This is a genomic window from Streptomyces sp. NPDC002888 (assembly GCF_042888465.1).
In the GTDB taxonomy this organism is placed as follows: Bacteria; Actinomycetota; Actinomycetes; order Streptomycetales; family Streptomycetaceae; genus Streptomyces.
Genome location: NZ_JBIAPU010000033.1, coordinates 40,638 through 54,869, shown reverse-complemented (window position 1 = coordinate 54,869; position 14,232 = coordinate 40,638). Strand labels below are relative to the sequence as shown.

Genomic DNA, 14,232 nt, shown 5'->3' with positions numbered 1-14,232 from the left:
GCGCTGAGAAGCCGCCTACCTCCCGGCCGCGGCCACCAGAATCGCCCGGACCTGCGCGATGATGTCCAGCCGGTTGCGTACGAACTCGGGATCGGTCACCTCGGTGGTGTTGCCCGCCCCGAACTGCAGCACGGGCGTGTGCACGTGCCCGCCCGGCAGCACGTCGTGCAGCCCCAGCCGGTCCCGCAGCAGCGTCGCCCGGTAGGCGATCTCGTTGGAGAGGTAGTCCCCACCGCCCCCGGCCCGCGCCGTCGACCCGGGCGTGGGCCCCTCGGGCCGTACGACGGCCTGTGTCCCGCCCGCCGGAATCTCGGTCACGCTCGTGTTGTCGTACACGGGGAAGCGCCCGGTGCCCGCGGCCACGATCCGCGCGTACGGCAGGGTCGTGGTCGTCCACTGCGGCTGCGAGGCCGGGTCGGCGACCGGGATCGTCTCCGTCCGCCCGACGTTGTCGTTGTCCCCGAAGCCGCCGCGCCAGGCCCCGTTGGTCCGCTCCACGTCGAAGCGGCCGACGCGTCCCTGGCTCACGGTCGCGAAGAGGTCGACCTTCGGCAGATACGGCCGCAGCGTCCGCTCCACCGTCCCCGCCGTGAAGTCCGCCCAGCGCACCGGGAACACGGCGGTCTCGACCCGCGCCGGGCCCTCCGCCGTCTCGATCACCGTGCCGTCGAGGGCGAGCGCGGTGGCCCCGGACGGGTTGGAGATGCGCACGTCCCGGTCCAGCGTGAACGGATCGAAGCCGGTGACGAGGACACGCCGGAGCCCCGCCGGGTACCGGATGCCGGTCTGCCCACGGGAGGTCCGCTCCAACGCGTCCAGCAGACCCGCCCGTTGGGCATCACTCAGCCCGAACCGCGGCTCCCAGCCCCGCACTTCCCGCGTCATCCCCAGCCGCGCCCAGTACAGCGGCCGGTCGTCGTCCCGGCTGAGGTCACCGCCCGCCGGCCCCCGCCCCTGCGCCCGGTCCACCGCCCGCCGCCACAGCGCCGACCCCTCGCGTACGACGACCTGCCGGGCCCGCGCGTACGACCGCGCGGCACCCAGAGCCCGCGCGAACTCCGGTGCCACGGCGTCGAATCCGGACCGCCGGAGGATCTCCTGGGGCACGGCCCGGTCGAGGCGCTGCTCCTCGACGGTCGGCGCCGGTGCCGCCTCCGCGGCGCTCGCGGTCGTCGGGGCCGAGAGGCCGGCCAACAGGGCAAGGCCGAGGACGCCGACCCGAACTCGTATGGAATGCACGGCGGTTGAGTCCTTCCGTCGCGGTGGGGGGACGTGCGCAGTATCGCGTGGCGGGAGTGGCCCACGCCATGGCGCGTGACTCAGGTGGGGATCTCCGCCGCCGCCTCCCGCAGCGCTCCGACGAACGCCTCCGCCGCCGTCGTCGGCGACCGCCCCCGCACCGTGGCCGCGTACACCGCCCGTGCCGGGCCGCCCTCGTCGCGTACGGGCAACAGCGCGATGTCCGGTCGTACGGACGCGGCGGCCAGCGCCGGAACCAGGGTCACGCCGAGGCCCGCGGCGACGTACCCCTGCTTGGCGGTCCACTCGGCCACGACGTGCGCCACGCGCGGCCGGAACCCCTGGCGCAGGGCCGCGTCGAGGAGGGTGCCCTCGGGCCGGTGCGCGCCGGAGATCCAGTCGGCGTCGGCGAGTTGGCCGAGCCGCACGGGGCCGGCGTGGTCCGCGAGGGGGTGATCGGCGGGGACGGCCACGAACAGGGGCTCGTCGAGGAGGTGGTGGAGGTCGTACGTGTCCGGCGGGGCGCCGCCCGTCGTGGAGACCACCGCCAGGTCGAGATGTCCGGCGGTCAGCCGGTCGAGGAGGCCGGCGGTGAAGCCTTCCTCGCGGGTGACGTGGACGCCGGGGTGGCGGGCGCGGAAGGCGGCGAGGGCCTGGGGGACGAGGGCGGCGTCGGCGGTCGCGAAGGCGCCGAACCGCAGGCGTCCGCCGGTCCCCGTGCGCAGGGCCGCCAGTTCCTTCCCGGCCCCGCCCAGCGCCCCCGCCACCGCCCGCGCGTACGGCACCAGGATCCGTCCGGCCTCCGTCAGCCGTACGCCCCGTGGCAGCCGGTCGAAGAGCGGGGCGCCGCCCAGTGCCGTCTCCAGCGAGGAGATCTGCCGGGACACCGCGGACTGCGTCCACCCGAGCGTCCGCGCGGCCACCGTGAAGGACTCCTCCCGGGCGACCTCCAGGAACGCCCGGAGCCAGACGGTGGAGAGGTCCGGCAACTCCTCAGTCCTGCCATGCGAGTTCAGCATGACAGTCATGCTAGACATTCGCTTGTCGCATCCCGGGTCCCGGCCTAGCGTCACCGTATGCAGATCACCCTGGACAACCCCGCCTCCGCGCCCCAGCCCCTCAGCCCCTACTACTCCCAGGTCGCCCGCGTCGAACACGCCGACGGGAGCGTCCTGTTGTTCGTCTCCGGTCAGATCGCCGAGGGTGCCACCCTCGCCGAGCAGAGCAGGGGCGTCTTCGAGACGATCGACGCGCTGCTGAAGGCCCACGGGGCCACCCTCGCCGACGTCATCAACATCCGGACGTATCTGACGGACATCGGCCGGCTCGACGAATACGGCGCCGTCCGCCGGGAGTTCCTCACCGGGACCCCACCGACCAGCATGACCTTCGAAGTGCCGCGACTGTTTCGGCCCGAGGCGCTGCTCGAGATCGAAGTGGTGGCCGCGGTGCCCGCAGGCGGGTGATACTGCTGCTCATGAAGGCAGCCAACCTGGGCGTTCTCTTCCTGATCGAGCTGGGCGCCCTCGCGGCCGCCGCCTACTGGGGCTTCACCCTCGACGCGCCGACGCCGGTGACCTGGCCGGCCGGCCTCGGCGCTCCCGCCGTGCTGATCGTGGTGTGGGCGCTGTGCGGGTCGCCGAGGGCGCGGTTCAAGACGCGGGGCGCGGGCCGGGCAGCCTTCGAAGTGGCCTGGTTCGGCGCGGGCGTCGCCGCGCTGTTCGCCGCCGGGGCGTGGCAGTGGGCGGTCGCCTTCGCCGCACTGTGCGCGGTGAGCAAGACCCTGGCCGTCGTCTGGGGCCAGTAGTACCGCAGTTCGATGGTTGCGGTTCCGAGTGCTTCGCGGGCGGCGGAGGCAGGATGGAGACGTCCGTGGACGTCGACGAGGAGGCACCCACATGGCGAGGACCCAGGAAACCAGCGCGTCCGACGAACAGCGCGAGGCGGTCGTCGAGGCCGCTCTCGGCAGGCTCGGCCTGGCCGCGAAGACGCGGCTCCTCGCGGGCCAGGACATGTGGTCCCTGCCCGCCCTGCCCGAGATCGGCCTGCCCTCCCTGGTGATGTCCGACGGCCCGATCGGCGTCCGGGGCGTGCGCTGGAGTGCCGACGACCCGTCGGTCGCGCTGCCCTCCCCGACCGCCCTCGCCGCCACCTGGGACCCCGAACTCGCCCGCGAGGCAGGTGTGTTGCTCGCCCAGGAGGCCCGCCGCAAGGGCGTCCACGTGCTGCTCGCCCCCACGGTCAACCTCCACCGCTCCCCGCTCGGCGGCCGCCACTTCGAGGCCTACAGCGAGGACCCGTACCTCACCGGCCGCATCGGCAGCGGTTACGTCCAGGGCGTCCAGTCCGGCGGCGTCGGCACCACCGTCAAGCACTTCGTCGCCAACGACGCCGAGACCGACCGCCTCACCGTGAACAACCTCGTCGGCGAACGCGCCCTGCGCGAGCTGTACCTGGCCCCCTTCGAGGCCATCGTGGAGAACGCCCACCCCTGGGGCATCATGACCGCCTACAACACGGTCAACGGCACCACGATGACCGAGCACCACCACCTCGTCGACGAAGTCCTGCGCGGCGAATGGGGCTTCGACGGTTTCAACGTCTCCGACTGGACCGCCGCCCGCTCCACCGTCGGCGCGATCGAAGGCGGCCTCGACGTGGCGATGCCCGGCCCCCGGACCGTCTACGGCGACGCCCTCGCCCAAGCCGTCCGGGACGGCGCGGTGCCGGAGACCAGGGTCGACGACGCCGTACGCAACGTCCTGCGGCTCGCCGCCCGCCTCGGCATCCTGAAGGGCGCCGAACCCGTCGTCCCCGAGCCGCCCGCGCCCGTCGACGGCGAGGCCCTGGCCCGCGAGATCGCCCGCCGCTCCTTCGTCCTCGTCCGCAACGAGAACAGCGTGCTCCCGCTCAGGCAGGGCACCGTCGCCCTCATCGGCGCGGCCGCCCGTGACGCCCGCGTCCTCGGCGGCGGCTCCGCCACCGTCTTCCCCGCGCACGTCGTCTCCCCGCTCGACGGCCTCACCGCCGCCCTCCCCGACGGCACCCTCAGCTACGCCGTCGGCGCCGACCCGTCCACCGAACTCGCCGTCGCCGACCAGGGGTTCACCCTGCGCGCTGTCTGCCGCGACGTCGCCGGCCAGGTCATCGGCACCCGCTCCGCACCGAGCGGCCAGATCCAGTGGATGGGCGCCGACCTCCCCGAGGGCGTCACCCTCGACCGCCTTCACACCGTCGAACTGACCGGCACGTTCACCCCGCGCGAGAGCGGCCCGCACACCTTCGGCATCACGGGCACGGGCGCCTTCACCCTCACCGTCGACGGCACCACGTACCTCGACGACGTCCAGCGCCCCGCCGACGACGCCGACGCCTTCGAGGCGTTCGTCGGCACCCCGGTGGCCCGCGCCCGGCCCGAACTCACCGCCGGCGCACCGGTCGAGGTCTCCCTGACGTACGTCGTCGACATCCCCGACGAGGTCCCGATCAAGGTCGTCGGCTTCGCCCTCACCCACCAGGAGCCACGGCGCACCGACGACGAACTGATCGCGGAGGCCGTCGAGGCGGCCCGCGCCGCCGACACCGCGGTCGTCGTGGTCGCCACCACCGACCGTGTCGAGTCCGAGGGCTTCGACCGCCGTGACCTGCGCCTGCCCGGCCGCCAGGACGACCTGGTCCGTGCCGTCGCCGCCGCCAACCCGCACACCGTCGTGGTCGTCAACTCCGGCTCCCCGGTGGAGCTTCCGTGGCGTGAGGAGGTCGCGGCCGTCCTGCTCAGCTGGTTCCCCGGCCAGGAGGGCGGCGCCGCCCTCGCCGACGTGCTGACCGGCGCCCACGAACCCGGCGGCCGACTCCCCACCACCTGGGGCTCCCTGACCGACGCCCCCGTCACCCAGGTGATTCCGTCAGAGGGTGAACTCCCTTACACCGAAGGCGTGTTCATCGGCTACCGCGCCTGGGAGAAGGAGGGCCGGACCCCGTCGTACCCCTTCGGGCACGGACTCGGCTACACCGACTGGACCTATGAGTCGGTCGAGGCCGACGGCGCGAGGGCGAAGGTGCGCCTGAGCAACTCGGGTGCGCGCGCCGGGCGGGAGATTGTCCAGCTGTACCTGGCGCCCAGCGCCCCGGACACCGACCGTCCCGCCCGCTGGCTGGCCGCTTTCGCGAGCGTCGCCGCCGAACCGGGGGAGACCGTCGAGGCCGTGCTGGACATCCCGCGACGCGCCTTCGAGATCTGGGACGAGAAGACCAGTTCGTGGGCTTTTGTGAAGGGTTCGTACGAAATCCAGGTGGGGCGCTCGATCACGGACCGCAGGGTCACCACGACGATTAACGTCTGACACACGTACCTGCCCCGGTCCGGAACCTGACGCCGGACCGGGGCTCGTACCTGTGCGCCCGCTGTGCCGAGGCGTCCTAACGTACCGAGAACGCGTACACCGTCTCCGACCGGTACACGTCCCCCGGCCGCAGCTCCGTGCTCGGGAACTCCGGCCGGTTCGGCGAGTCGGGGAAGTGCTGCGTCTCCAGCGCGAGGCCCTCGCACGGCTCGAACGGGTCGCCCAGGTGGTCGGCGGTGTACACCTGGATGCCCGGCTCGGTCGTCGCCACGCCCAGCACCCGCCCGGACGCCGGGTCGTACAGCTCGGCCACCTCCACCGGTGCGTCCGTGACGCCCTTGTCCAGCACGAAGTTGTCGTCGTAGCCGTAACCGGTCCTGCGCGCCGAACGGAAGTCGAAGGGCGTCCCCGTCACGTCCACGAGCTCCCCGGTCGGGATCAGGTCCGCGTCGACCGGCGTGTGCCGGGAGGCGGCCAGGCGCAGCTCCTGCCCGCTCGCGTTCCCGGAGCCACTGAGGTTGAAGTAGCTGTGGTTGGTCAGGTTCACCACCGTCGGCGCGTCCGTGACCGCCTCGTACGCGATCCGCAGCGCACCGGACGCGTCCAGCGTGTACGTCGCCGAGACCTCGAGTCGCCCCGGGAAGCCCTCCTCGCCGTCCGCACTGACCCGGCTCAGCCGCACCCCGCGCTCCACCGGCGTCACGTCCCACACCCACTTGTCGAAGCCGCGCTCCCCGCCGTGCAGGGAGTTGGGCCCGTTGTTCGCCGCGAGGGCGTACGTCCGCCCGTCCAGAACGAAGCGGGCGCCGCCGATCCGGTTGGCGTAACGGCCGACCAGGGCGCCCAGATACGGCTCCGGATGCGTGAGATAGCCGTCGAGGTCCGCGAACCCCAGCACCACGTTCCCGACCCGCCCGTCCCGGTCCGGGACCTCCGCCGACTGCACGATCCCGCCGTACGACAAGATGCGCACTCGAACACCCGCTCGCTCCAGAGTCCAGCGGTGCACCGGGGTGCCGTCGGAAAGTGTTCCGAAGAGTTCGTTCATGTTCGGAACTCTAGGTCACGCCTCCTTCGCCGTGACCGTGCGGTAGGCGATCTCGGCCAGCCGGGCCTGCCCGTTCACGCTCGGATGGAACCAGTCCCAGTGGCTCAGCTGGCCGGTGCCGAAGCGGTAGTCGTGGACCGCGTCGTCGTCGAAACGGCACCGCCGGTCCTTCCCGCAGACCTCCCGCAAGACCTTGTTGTAGTCCTCCACCCGCTTCTCCACCGTGTCCCGGCGCTGGGTCGCCGCCGCGTCCACGGCGTCCGCGTCACCCAGCATCGACGGGCAAATACCCAGTTTCCACACCTGCTTGCCCAATGCGTTCGTGCGCCCCTGCGACCACAGCCGCTTCAGGTTCGGCACGCTCGCCACATACACCTGAGCCTTGGGCAGGGAACCGCGCAGGGTGCTCATCGCCTCCTCGAACCGGGCGCGGAAGTCGGCCACCGACGTCATCGCCGACGTCGTCGACCGACAGGCGTCGTTCGCCCCCGCCATCACCGCCACCAGCTGCGGTTTTCGCGTCACCGCCCGCGCCATCTGCCCCGGCAGGTCCGCCATGCGCGCCCCGGTCACCGCGTAGTTCCAGCTGTGCGTGGCCGCCTTCGACTTCCCCAGCAGCCGCACGGCCAGACTGTCCACCTCGGGGCTGTTGCCGGTCGCCCACGACACCTCCGGGCAGTCCGTCAGGACCGCACAGGCGTCGAAGCCACGCGTGATCGAATCGCCCACGGCCGCCACTGATGCCGGGCTGCTGTCCCACACCGGGGTCCGGGTCGGCGACGGCCTCGCCTTCGTACCGGACGGCCCCGGTGAGGTGCCACCGACGGCGTCGCACCCGGCGACGCCCAGGACGGCCGCCGCCGTCATGGCGAGAACGGCCCGCACGCGGTGGCTTGGCTTCCGCATTCCCTGGTGATCCCCTCGGTCGACGTGCACGGGGCGCCCCGTGCTCCCCTCCATAACAACGCGCGAGGGTTCCCACTCGCACAAGATGCGCCGCACAAGATGGAACGCTTCACACCCGTACAGGCGTCCTGCCGAGTGAATGGCAGGCGTTTCACGGCACCGGGACCGACGGTACGTCACACTCCTTGCGCCACCGCACGGTAGCCTCGCCATCAACGTGGCCCCCACGCCACTGCCACCAAGCCCAGTAGCAAGATGTCCCGCTCTGCCCGGAGGTTCCGGTGACGACACGTGGAGTTCTGTACGTGCACTCCGCGCCGCGCGCGCTGTGCCCGCACGTCGAGTGGGCCGTCGCCGGGGTGCTCGGCACGCGCGTCAACCTCGACTGGATCCGGCAGCCCGCGGCCCCCGGCACCTGGCGCTCGGAGTTCTCCTGGCAGGGCGAGGCCGGCACCGCCTCCAAGCTCGCCTCCGCGCTGCGCGGCTGGCACCTCCTGCGCTTCGAGGTCACCGCCGAGCCCTGCCCCACCGCCGAGGGCGAGCGCTACAGCTGCACCCCCGACCTCGGCATCTTCCACGCCGTCACCGGCATACACGGCGACATCCTCATCCCCGAGGACCGCCTCCGTGCCGCCCTCGCCCGCTCCCAACGCGGCGAGACCGACCTGGAAGCCGACCTCGCCAAGCTCCTGGGCAAGCCCTGGGACGACGAACTGGAGCCGTTCAGGTACGCGGGTGAAGGAGCGCCGGTCCGCTGGCTGCACCAGGTGGTCTGATACTCGCCCGGCACGCACGAGGGGCCCCCACTGGCCAGTGGGGGCCCCTCACACACGTACAAGTGCGTTGCTCAGACCGAACGGAACGCCAGCACCACGTTGTGGCCGCCAAAGCCGAACGAGTCGTTCAGGGCGGCGATACGGCCCTCGACGGGCAGCTTGCGCGCCTCGCCGCGGACGATGTCGGCGTTGGCCTCGGGGTCGAGGTTCTCGACGTTGATGGTCGGCGGAGCCACCCGGTGGTACAGGGCGAGGACTGTCGCGACGGACTCGACGCCGCCCGCGCCACCCAGCAGGTGACCGGTCATCGACTTGGTCGCCGAGACCGCCATGTGGTCGGTGTCGTCGCCGAACACCTTGCGCAGCGCCTTCAGCTCGGCGATGTCACCGGCCGGGGTCGAGGTGGCGTGCGCGTTGACGTGCACGATCTCGGCCGGGTTCAGATCGGTGCTGTCGAGCAGGTTCTGCAGGGCGTGCGAGATGCCGCGCCCCTCCGGCTCGGGCTGCACGATGTCGTGGCCGTCGGCGGAGATGCCCTGGCCGACCGCCTCCGCGTAGACGCGGGCCCCGCGCCTGGCGGCGTGCTCGGCGGACTCCAGGACGATCACGCCGGAGCCCTCGCCGAGGACGAAGCCGTCGCGGGCGACGTCGTAGGGACGCGAGGCGCCCTGCGGGTCGTCGTTGTTCTTGGACATCGCCATCATGTTGCCGAACGCGGCGATCGGCAGCGGGTGGATCGCCGCCTCCGTGCCACCCGCGACGACGATGTCGGCGCGGCCGGTGCGGATCATCTCGATGGCGTAGCCGATGGCCTCGGCGCCCGACGCGCAGGCGGAGACCGGCGTGTGCACGCCCGCGCGGGCGCCCACGGCCAAGCCCACGTTGGCGGAGGGGCCGTTCGGCATCAGCATGGGGACGGTGTGCGGGGAGACGCGGCGTACGCCCTTCTCCTTCAGCACGTCGTACTGGTCGAGCAGGGTCGTCACACCGCCGATACCGGAGGCGATGACCGCGCCGAGCCGGTCGGGGTCGACGGTCTTGTCCTCACCACCGGCCGGACCGGTGAAACCGGCGTCCGCCCACGCCTCCTTGGCCGCGATCAGCGCGAACTGCGCCGAGCGGTCCAGGCGGCGGGCCTGCGGCCGCGGGATGACCTCGGTGGGTTCCACGGCGACGGGCGCCGCGATGCGGACGGCCTGGTCGGCCGCCCACTCCTGCTCCAGGGGCTTCACGCCGGACTTGCCGGCGATCAGACCTTCCCAGGTAGAGGCTGCGTCGCCACCCAGCGGTGTGGTTGCGCCGATACCGGTGACGACCACGGTGCGATTGGTCGGGCTCACGGATTCTTTCTCCAACGTTGCGAGGAGGGCTACCCCCGCCTGAGCGGGGACAACGGCGCCACCGCCGGGTGGCGGGGCCGGTCAGCGGCCGGCCCAAGCGTTGCTCAGGCCTGGTGCTTGAGGATGTAGTCGGTCGCGTCGCCGACGGTCTTGAGGTTCTTGACGTCCTCGTCCGGGATCTTGACGTCGAAGCGCTCTTCGGCGGCGACGACGACCTCGACCATGGACAGCGAGTCGACGTCCAGGTCGTCGGTGAAGGACTTGTCCAGCTGGACGTCCTCAACCGGGATGCCGGCGATCTCGTTCACGATGTCGGCGAGACCGGCGACGATCTCTTCCTGAGTGGCGGCCATCTTGGCGCTCCTTCGTTGTGTTCCAGAGGGTGTGGCGCCCACCGCGTGAGCGGCAGGTTGGTGCATGTCCCGTGCCGGACCACATGATCCGGCACGGAGTGCCTAGGGGAGGGTAACGACCGTGGCGGCGTAGACGAGACCCGCCCCGAATCCGATGACGAGCGCGGTGTCGCCGCTCTTCGCCTCACCGGTCGCCAGGAGCCGCTCCATCGCGAGCGGAATCGAGGCGGCCGAGGTGTTGCCGGTGGTGCGCACGTCACGGGCGACGGTGACGTGCTCCGGCAGCTTCAGGGTCTTCACCATCGAGTCGATGATTCGCTCGTTCGCCTGGTGCGGGATGAAGACGTCCAGGTCGCTCGGGGCGATTCCGGCCGCGTCCAGCGCCTGCTGGGCGACCTTCGCCATCTCGAACACGGCCCAGCGGAAGACCGCCTGGCCCTCCTGGGTGATCGCGGGAAATCTCTCGACCTGGCCGGTGCGGTAGTCCGTCCACGGCACGGTCTGCTTGATGGTCTCGGACTTGTCGCCCTCGGAACCCCAGACCGTGGGGCCGATCGCCGGCTCCTTGGAGGGGCCCACGACGACCGCGCCCGCGCCGTCACCGAACAGGAAGGCCGTGGCCCGGTCCTCCAGGTCGGTCAGGTCGGAGAGCCGCTCCACGCCGATGACGAGTACGTACTCCGCCGACCCCTCGACGATCATGCCCTTGGCGAGCGTGAGCCCGTACCCGAAGCCCGCGCAGCCCGCGGAGATGTCGAAGGCGGCGGCCTTGTCGGTGCCCAGCTTGTCGGCGATCTCGGTGGCGACGGCCGGGGTCTGCTTGAAGTGCGAGACCGTCGAGACGATCACCCCGCCGATCTGCTCGGCGGAGATCCCGGCGTCGGCGATGGCCTTCCCGGACGCCTCGACCGACATCGCGGCGACGGTCTCCTCGTCGGAGGCCCAGTGCCGCGTCTCGATGCCCGAGCGCGAGCGGATCCACTCGTCCGAGGAGTCGATCGTCTCCAGGATCACCTCGTTGGGCACGATCCGGGTCGGGCGGTAGCCGCCCACGCCGAGGATCCGCGCGTACGGGGAGCCCTTGCTTGCCTTGATCTTCGACATTGCTCTCGGGCTCCCTTTCAGGCGTGCTCTGCGATGAGCTCGCGAGCGGCGTCGAGGTCGTCGGGGGTCTTCAGGGCGAGCGTCGTGACACCGGGCAGAGCGCGCTTGGCGAGGCCGGTGAGCGTGCCGCCGGGGCAGACCTCCACGAGGGCGGTGACACCGAGCTCCTTGAAGGTCTCCATGCACAGGTCCCAGCGGACCGGGTTGGCGACCTGGCCGACGAGACGGTCGAGGACCTCGCCGCCGGTGGCGACGGTCTGCCCGTCCTTGTTGGAGACGTAGGTGATCTTCGGGTCGGCGGGCGCGAGCTCCTTGGCGGCCGCGGCCAGCGTCTCGACCGCGGGGGCCATGTGCCGGGTGTGGAAGGCGCCGGCGACCTTCAGGGCCACGACACGGCGGACGCCCTCGGGCTTGTCCGCCTCCAGCGCGGCGAGCTGCTCCAGCGTCCCGGCGGCCACGATCTGGCCCGCGCCGTTGACGTTCGCCGCGGTCAGGCCCAGCTTCTCCAGGTGCGGGACGGTCACCTCGGGGTCACCGCCGAGCAGCGCCGACATGCCGGTCTCGGTGACCGCGGCGGCCTCGGCCATGGCCAGGCCCCGCTTGCGTACGAGGGTCAGCGCGGCGGTGTCGTCCAGGACGCCCGTGAAGGCGGCGGCGGTGAACTCGCCCACGCTGTGGCCGGCGACGGCGCCGGGGGCGACGTCACCGAGCGCCGAGGCCGACAGGAGGCCGGCGGCGACGAGGAGGGGCTGGGCCACCGCCGTGTCACGGATCGCGTCGGCGTCGGCCTGAGTGCCGTAATGGGCGAGGTCGAGACCGATGGCGTCCGACCACGCGGCGACGCGGTCGGCGGCACCGGGGAGTTCGAGCCAGGGGGTCAGGAAGCCGGGCGTCTGGGCGCCCTGGCCGGGAGCGACGAGTACGAGCACTCTCACACTCTCTCTTGAGGGCGGCCACCGCCGCCCGTGAGGACAGGGACGAAGAACAGCAGGGGGTTTTGTGTGGTCCCGACAAAAGGCTAGGGCTGCGAGTCTCCGTCGGCCAGACGCCCCAGGATCAGCGCGATCCGCAACGTGAAGGCCGAGCGTACATCGGATGGCGACCATCCGGTGACGTCAGTCACACGTCGAAGCCGGTAGCGCACGGTGTTGGGATGGACGAACAACATCCGGGCCGCGCCCTCCAGACTGCTCGCCTGTTCGAGATAGACGGACAGCGTTTCCAGGAGCGCGGAGCCGGCTTCCTCCAGCGGTCTGTAGATCTCCTCCACCAACTGCTCACGGGCGCCCGGGTCACCGGCGATCGCGCGCTCCGGCAGGAGGTCGTCCGCCAGAACCGGCCGCGGGGCGTCCTGCCAGGCAGAACCCGCCTTGAGCCCGGCCGCCGCGGCCTGCGCGGACCGGGTCGCGGTGAGCAGGTCGGACACCACGGGGCCCGCGACGACCGGTCCCGCGGCGTACGGGCCGATCAGCGACTTGGCCACGGCGAGCGGATTGTCACTGCCGCCCGCGATCACCACGAGCCGGGCACCGAGCACCCCCGTGAGCACCTGGAGCTTGGCGTGCCGGGCGGCGCGCCGGATGGCCTCGACGGTCAGTTCGCTGTCCCCGTCGGGCGCCGTGCCCAACACCACGCACACATGCTCGGGCGCGTTCCAGCCGAGGGCGGCGGCCCGGCTCACCGCCCCCTCGTCGGCCTCGCCGCTCAGCACGGCGTTGACGACGAGCGACTCCAGGCGCGCGTCCCAGGCGCCGCGGGCCTCGGCGGCCTGCGCGTAGACCTGGGCGGTGGCGAAGGCGATCTCCCGCGCGTACACGAGCAGCGCCTCGCGCAGCACGCTCTCGTCGCCCGGGGCCGCGACCTCGTCGATCGCGCTCTCCATGACCTCGATGGTGGTGCGCACCATCTCGACGGTCTGACGCAGGGTGATGGCCCTGGTCAACTCGCGCGGCGCGGTTCCGAAGACGTCGGTGGAGATGGCCTGGGGGGCGTCGGGGTGGCGGAACCACTCGGTGAAGGCGGCGATACCGGCCTGGGCGACGAGCCCGATCCAGGAGCGGTTCTCGGGGGGCATGGCCCGGTACCACGGCAGCGTCTCGTCCATCCGTGCGATGGCCTGCGCGGCGAGACTGCCGGAGGACTGCTCCAGTCGCTTCAGGGTCGCGGCATGCGGATGGACATCGTGGGCTGCGGCTTTGTGGGCGCTGGTTTCGGGTTCGGGCACGGGAACAAGACTGCCAGATGGCTCGGTCGCCTCCGGGGGCGCCTTCTGCCGGTGATGAGAGCGCGATCGTGCTCAGCGCTTCGCGCCTCCGCGCGTTCGCGCTCTCATCACCGGCGCGCCCCCTGCGGCTCCCTCGCGGCCGACGCGTCGGTACAGCCGGGGTTGGTGGGCCCTTGCCGTGGGCCGGGCCGTGGGTTGGGCGTGGGTCGCGGCCTGCGCTGTCCGGCGGGTCTACGGTGGGGTGCGTGATGGACGTACGGCGCGCTGGTGAGCGCTATTCGGGAGGGGACGCCGAGGGCGGGATCGAGTCGTTCCACGCCTTCTCCTTCGGCTCCCACTACGACCCGGACAACCTGCGGTTCGGAGCGGTGATCGCCTGCAACGAGGAGCGGCTAGCCCCGTTCGCGGGCTTCGACGAGCATCCGCACAGCCACACCGAGATAGTGACCTGGGTCGTCGAGGGCGAGCTGACCCACCGCGACTCGACGGGCCACGAGACCCGGGTCCATCCAGGCGACGTCCAGCGCCTGAGCTCCGCGGGTGGCGTCCGTCACGTGGAGCGCAACGACGCGGACGTCCCCCTGACCTTCGTCCAGATGTGGCTGGCCCCGCTGTCTCCCGGCGGCGACCCCTCCTACGAGATCGTCCACGGCATCGCCGACTCCACCCCGTACGCGGTCCCGGAGGCCGGCGCGATGCTCCACGTACGCCGCCTGGGCCCGGGGGAGCGGACCGCGATCCCGGACGCGCCCCACGTCTACGCCCACGTGGTCCGCGGCGAAGTGACCCTGGACGGAGAACGGTTGGGCCCGGGCGACGCGGCACGGATCACGAACGCGGAGGGGCTGGAGGCGGTGGGGGAGACGGGGGCCGAGTTGTTGCTCTGGGAGATGACCTGA

The 14,232-nt window shown here is 71.9% G+C and carries 14 protein-coding genes; 5 read left to right on the top strand and 9 right to left on the bottom strand.

Annotated elements, in window-relative coordinates:
- Positions 1–15: 15 nt before the first annotated feature.
- Positions 16–1,239: a pyroglutamyl peptidase gene (locus ACFYWX_RS39015; RefSeq protein WP_389429763.1), complete on the bottom strand. Its 1,224-nt coding sequence runs from the start codon at positions 1,237–1,239 to the stop codon at positions 16–18.
- Between the two features lie 80 nt (positions 1,240–1,319).
- Positions 1,320–2,267 (bottom strand): LysR family transcriptional regulator, encoded by a 948-nt coding sequence (locus tag ACFYWX_RS39010; protein WP_389429762.1) that lies wholly within the window; start codon positions 2,265–2,267, stop codon positions 1,320–1,322.
- A gap of 48 nt (positions 2,268–2,315) precedes the next feature.
- Here ACFYWX_RS39010 and ACFYWX_RS39005 point away from each other — a divergent pair, with 48 nt between their 5' ends.
- From ACFYWX_RS39005 to ACFYWX_RS38995, 3 genes are all read left to right on the top strand, one after another.
- On the top strand, positions 2,316–2,705 hold the full coding sequence (locus ACFYWX_RS39005; protein WP_389429761.1) for a RidA family protein: 390 nt from the start codon (positions 2,316–2,318) through the stop codon (positions 2,703–2,705).
- Positions 2,706–2,716: 11 nt separating this feature from the next.
- Positions 2,717–3,046, top strand: coding sequence for a YrdB family protein (locus ACFYWX_RS39000; protein WP_389429760.1), 330 nt, complete (start codon positions 2,717–2,719; stop codon positions 3,044–3,046).
- A 91-nt stretch (positions 3,047–3,137) separates the two neighbouring features.
- Positions 3,138–5,582, top strand: a complete 2,445-nt coding sequence (locus tag ACFYWX_RS38995; protein WP_389429759.1) for a glycoside hydrolase family 3 C-terminal domain-containing protein — start codon at positions 3,138–3,140, stop codon at positions 5,580–5,582.
- 76 nt (positions 5,583–5,658) lie between these two features.
- On the opposite strand, the gene ACFYWX_RS38990 is transcribed toward ACFYWX_RS38995, so the two are convergent.
- Together ACFYWX_RS38990 and ACFYWX_RS38985 are read right to left on the bottom strand one after the other, a co-directional pair.
- Positions 5,659–6,630 carry an aldose epimerase family protein gene (locus ACFYWX_RS38990; RefSeq protein ID WP_389429757.1) on the bottom strand — a complete coding sequence of 324 codons (972 nt, stop codon included), beginning with the start codon at positions 6,628–6,630 and terminating at the stop codon, positions 5,659–5,661.
- A gap of 15 nt (positions 6,631–6,645) precedes the next feature.
- Positions 6,646–7,536, bottom strand: a complete 891-nt coding sequence (locus ACFYWX_RS38985) for an SGNH/GDSL hydrolase family protein (protein ID WP_389429756.1) — start codon at positions 7,534–7,536, stop codon at positions 6,646–6,648.
- 281 nt (positions 7,537–7,817) lie between these two features.
- Between ACFYWX_RS38985 and ACFYWX_RS38980 the strand changes: the two genes are divergently transcribed.
- Positions 7,818–8,312 carry a DUF3145 domain-containing protein gene (locus ACFYWX_RS38980; protein ID WP_389429754.1) on the top strand — a complete coding sequence of 165 codons (495 nt, stop codon included), beginning with the start codon at positions 7,818–7,820 and terminating at the stop codon, positions 8,310–8,312.
- Positions 8,313–8,383: 71 nt separating this feature from the next.
- On the opposite strand, the gene fabF is transcribed toward ACFYWX_RS38980, so the two are convergent.
- From fabF to ACFYWX_RS38955, 5 genes are all read right to left on the bottom strand, one after another.
- The gene (gene fabF / locus ACFYWX_RS38975) at positions 8,384–9,652 is read right to left on the bottom strand and encodes a beta-ketoacyl-ACP synthase II (RefSeq protein WP_389429753.1); all 1,269 of its coding nucleotides are present in this window, start codon (positions 9,650–9,652) and stop codon (positions 8,384–8,386) included.
- A 104-nt stretch (positions 9,653–9,756) separates the two neighbouring features.
- On the bottom strand, positions 9,757–10,005 hold the full coding sequence (locus ACFYWX_RS38970; RefSeq protein WP_015660680.1) for an acyl carrier protein: 249 nt from the start codon (positions 10,003–10,005) through the stop codon (positions 9,757–9,759).
- Between the two features lie 102 nt (positions 10,006–10,107).
- Positions 10,108–11,109: a ketoacyl-ACP synthase III gene (locus ACFYWX_RS38965; protein WP_389429750.1), complete on the bottom strand. Its 1,002-nt coding sequence runs from the start codon at positions 11,107–11,109 to the stop codon at positions 10,108–10,110.
- A 17-nt stretch (positions 11,110–11,126) separates the two neighbouring features.
- The gene (locus ACFYWX_RS38960; protein ID WP_389429748.1) at positions 11,127–12,038 is read right to left on the bottom strand and encodes an ACP S-malonyltransferase; all 912 of its coding nucleotides are present in this window, start codon (positions 12,036–12,038) and stop codon (positions 11,127–11,129) included.
- An 89-nt stretch (positions 12,039–12,127) separates the two neighbouring features.
- Positions 12,128–13,333 (bottom strand): PucR family transcriptional regulator, encoded by a 1,206-nt coding sequence (locus tag ACFYWX_RS38955; RefSeq protein WP_389429746.1) that lies wholly within the window; start codon positions 13,331–13,333, stop codon positions 12,128–12,130.
- Between the two features lie 248 nt (positions 13,334–13,581).
- Here ACFYWX_RS38955 and ACFYWX_RS38950 point away from each other — a divergent pair, with 248 nt between their 5' ends.
- A complete protein-coding gene (locus ACFYWX_RS38950; RefSeq protein ID WP_389429851.1) occupies positions 13,582–14,232 on the top strand; it encodes a pirin family protein in 651 nt (216 codons plus the stop codon).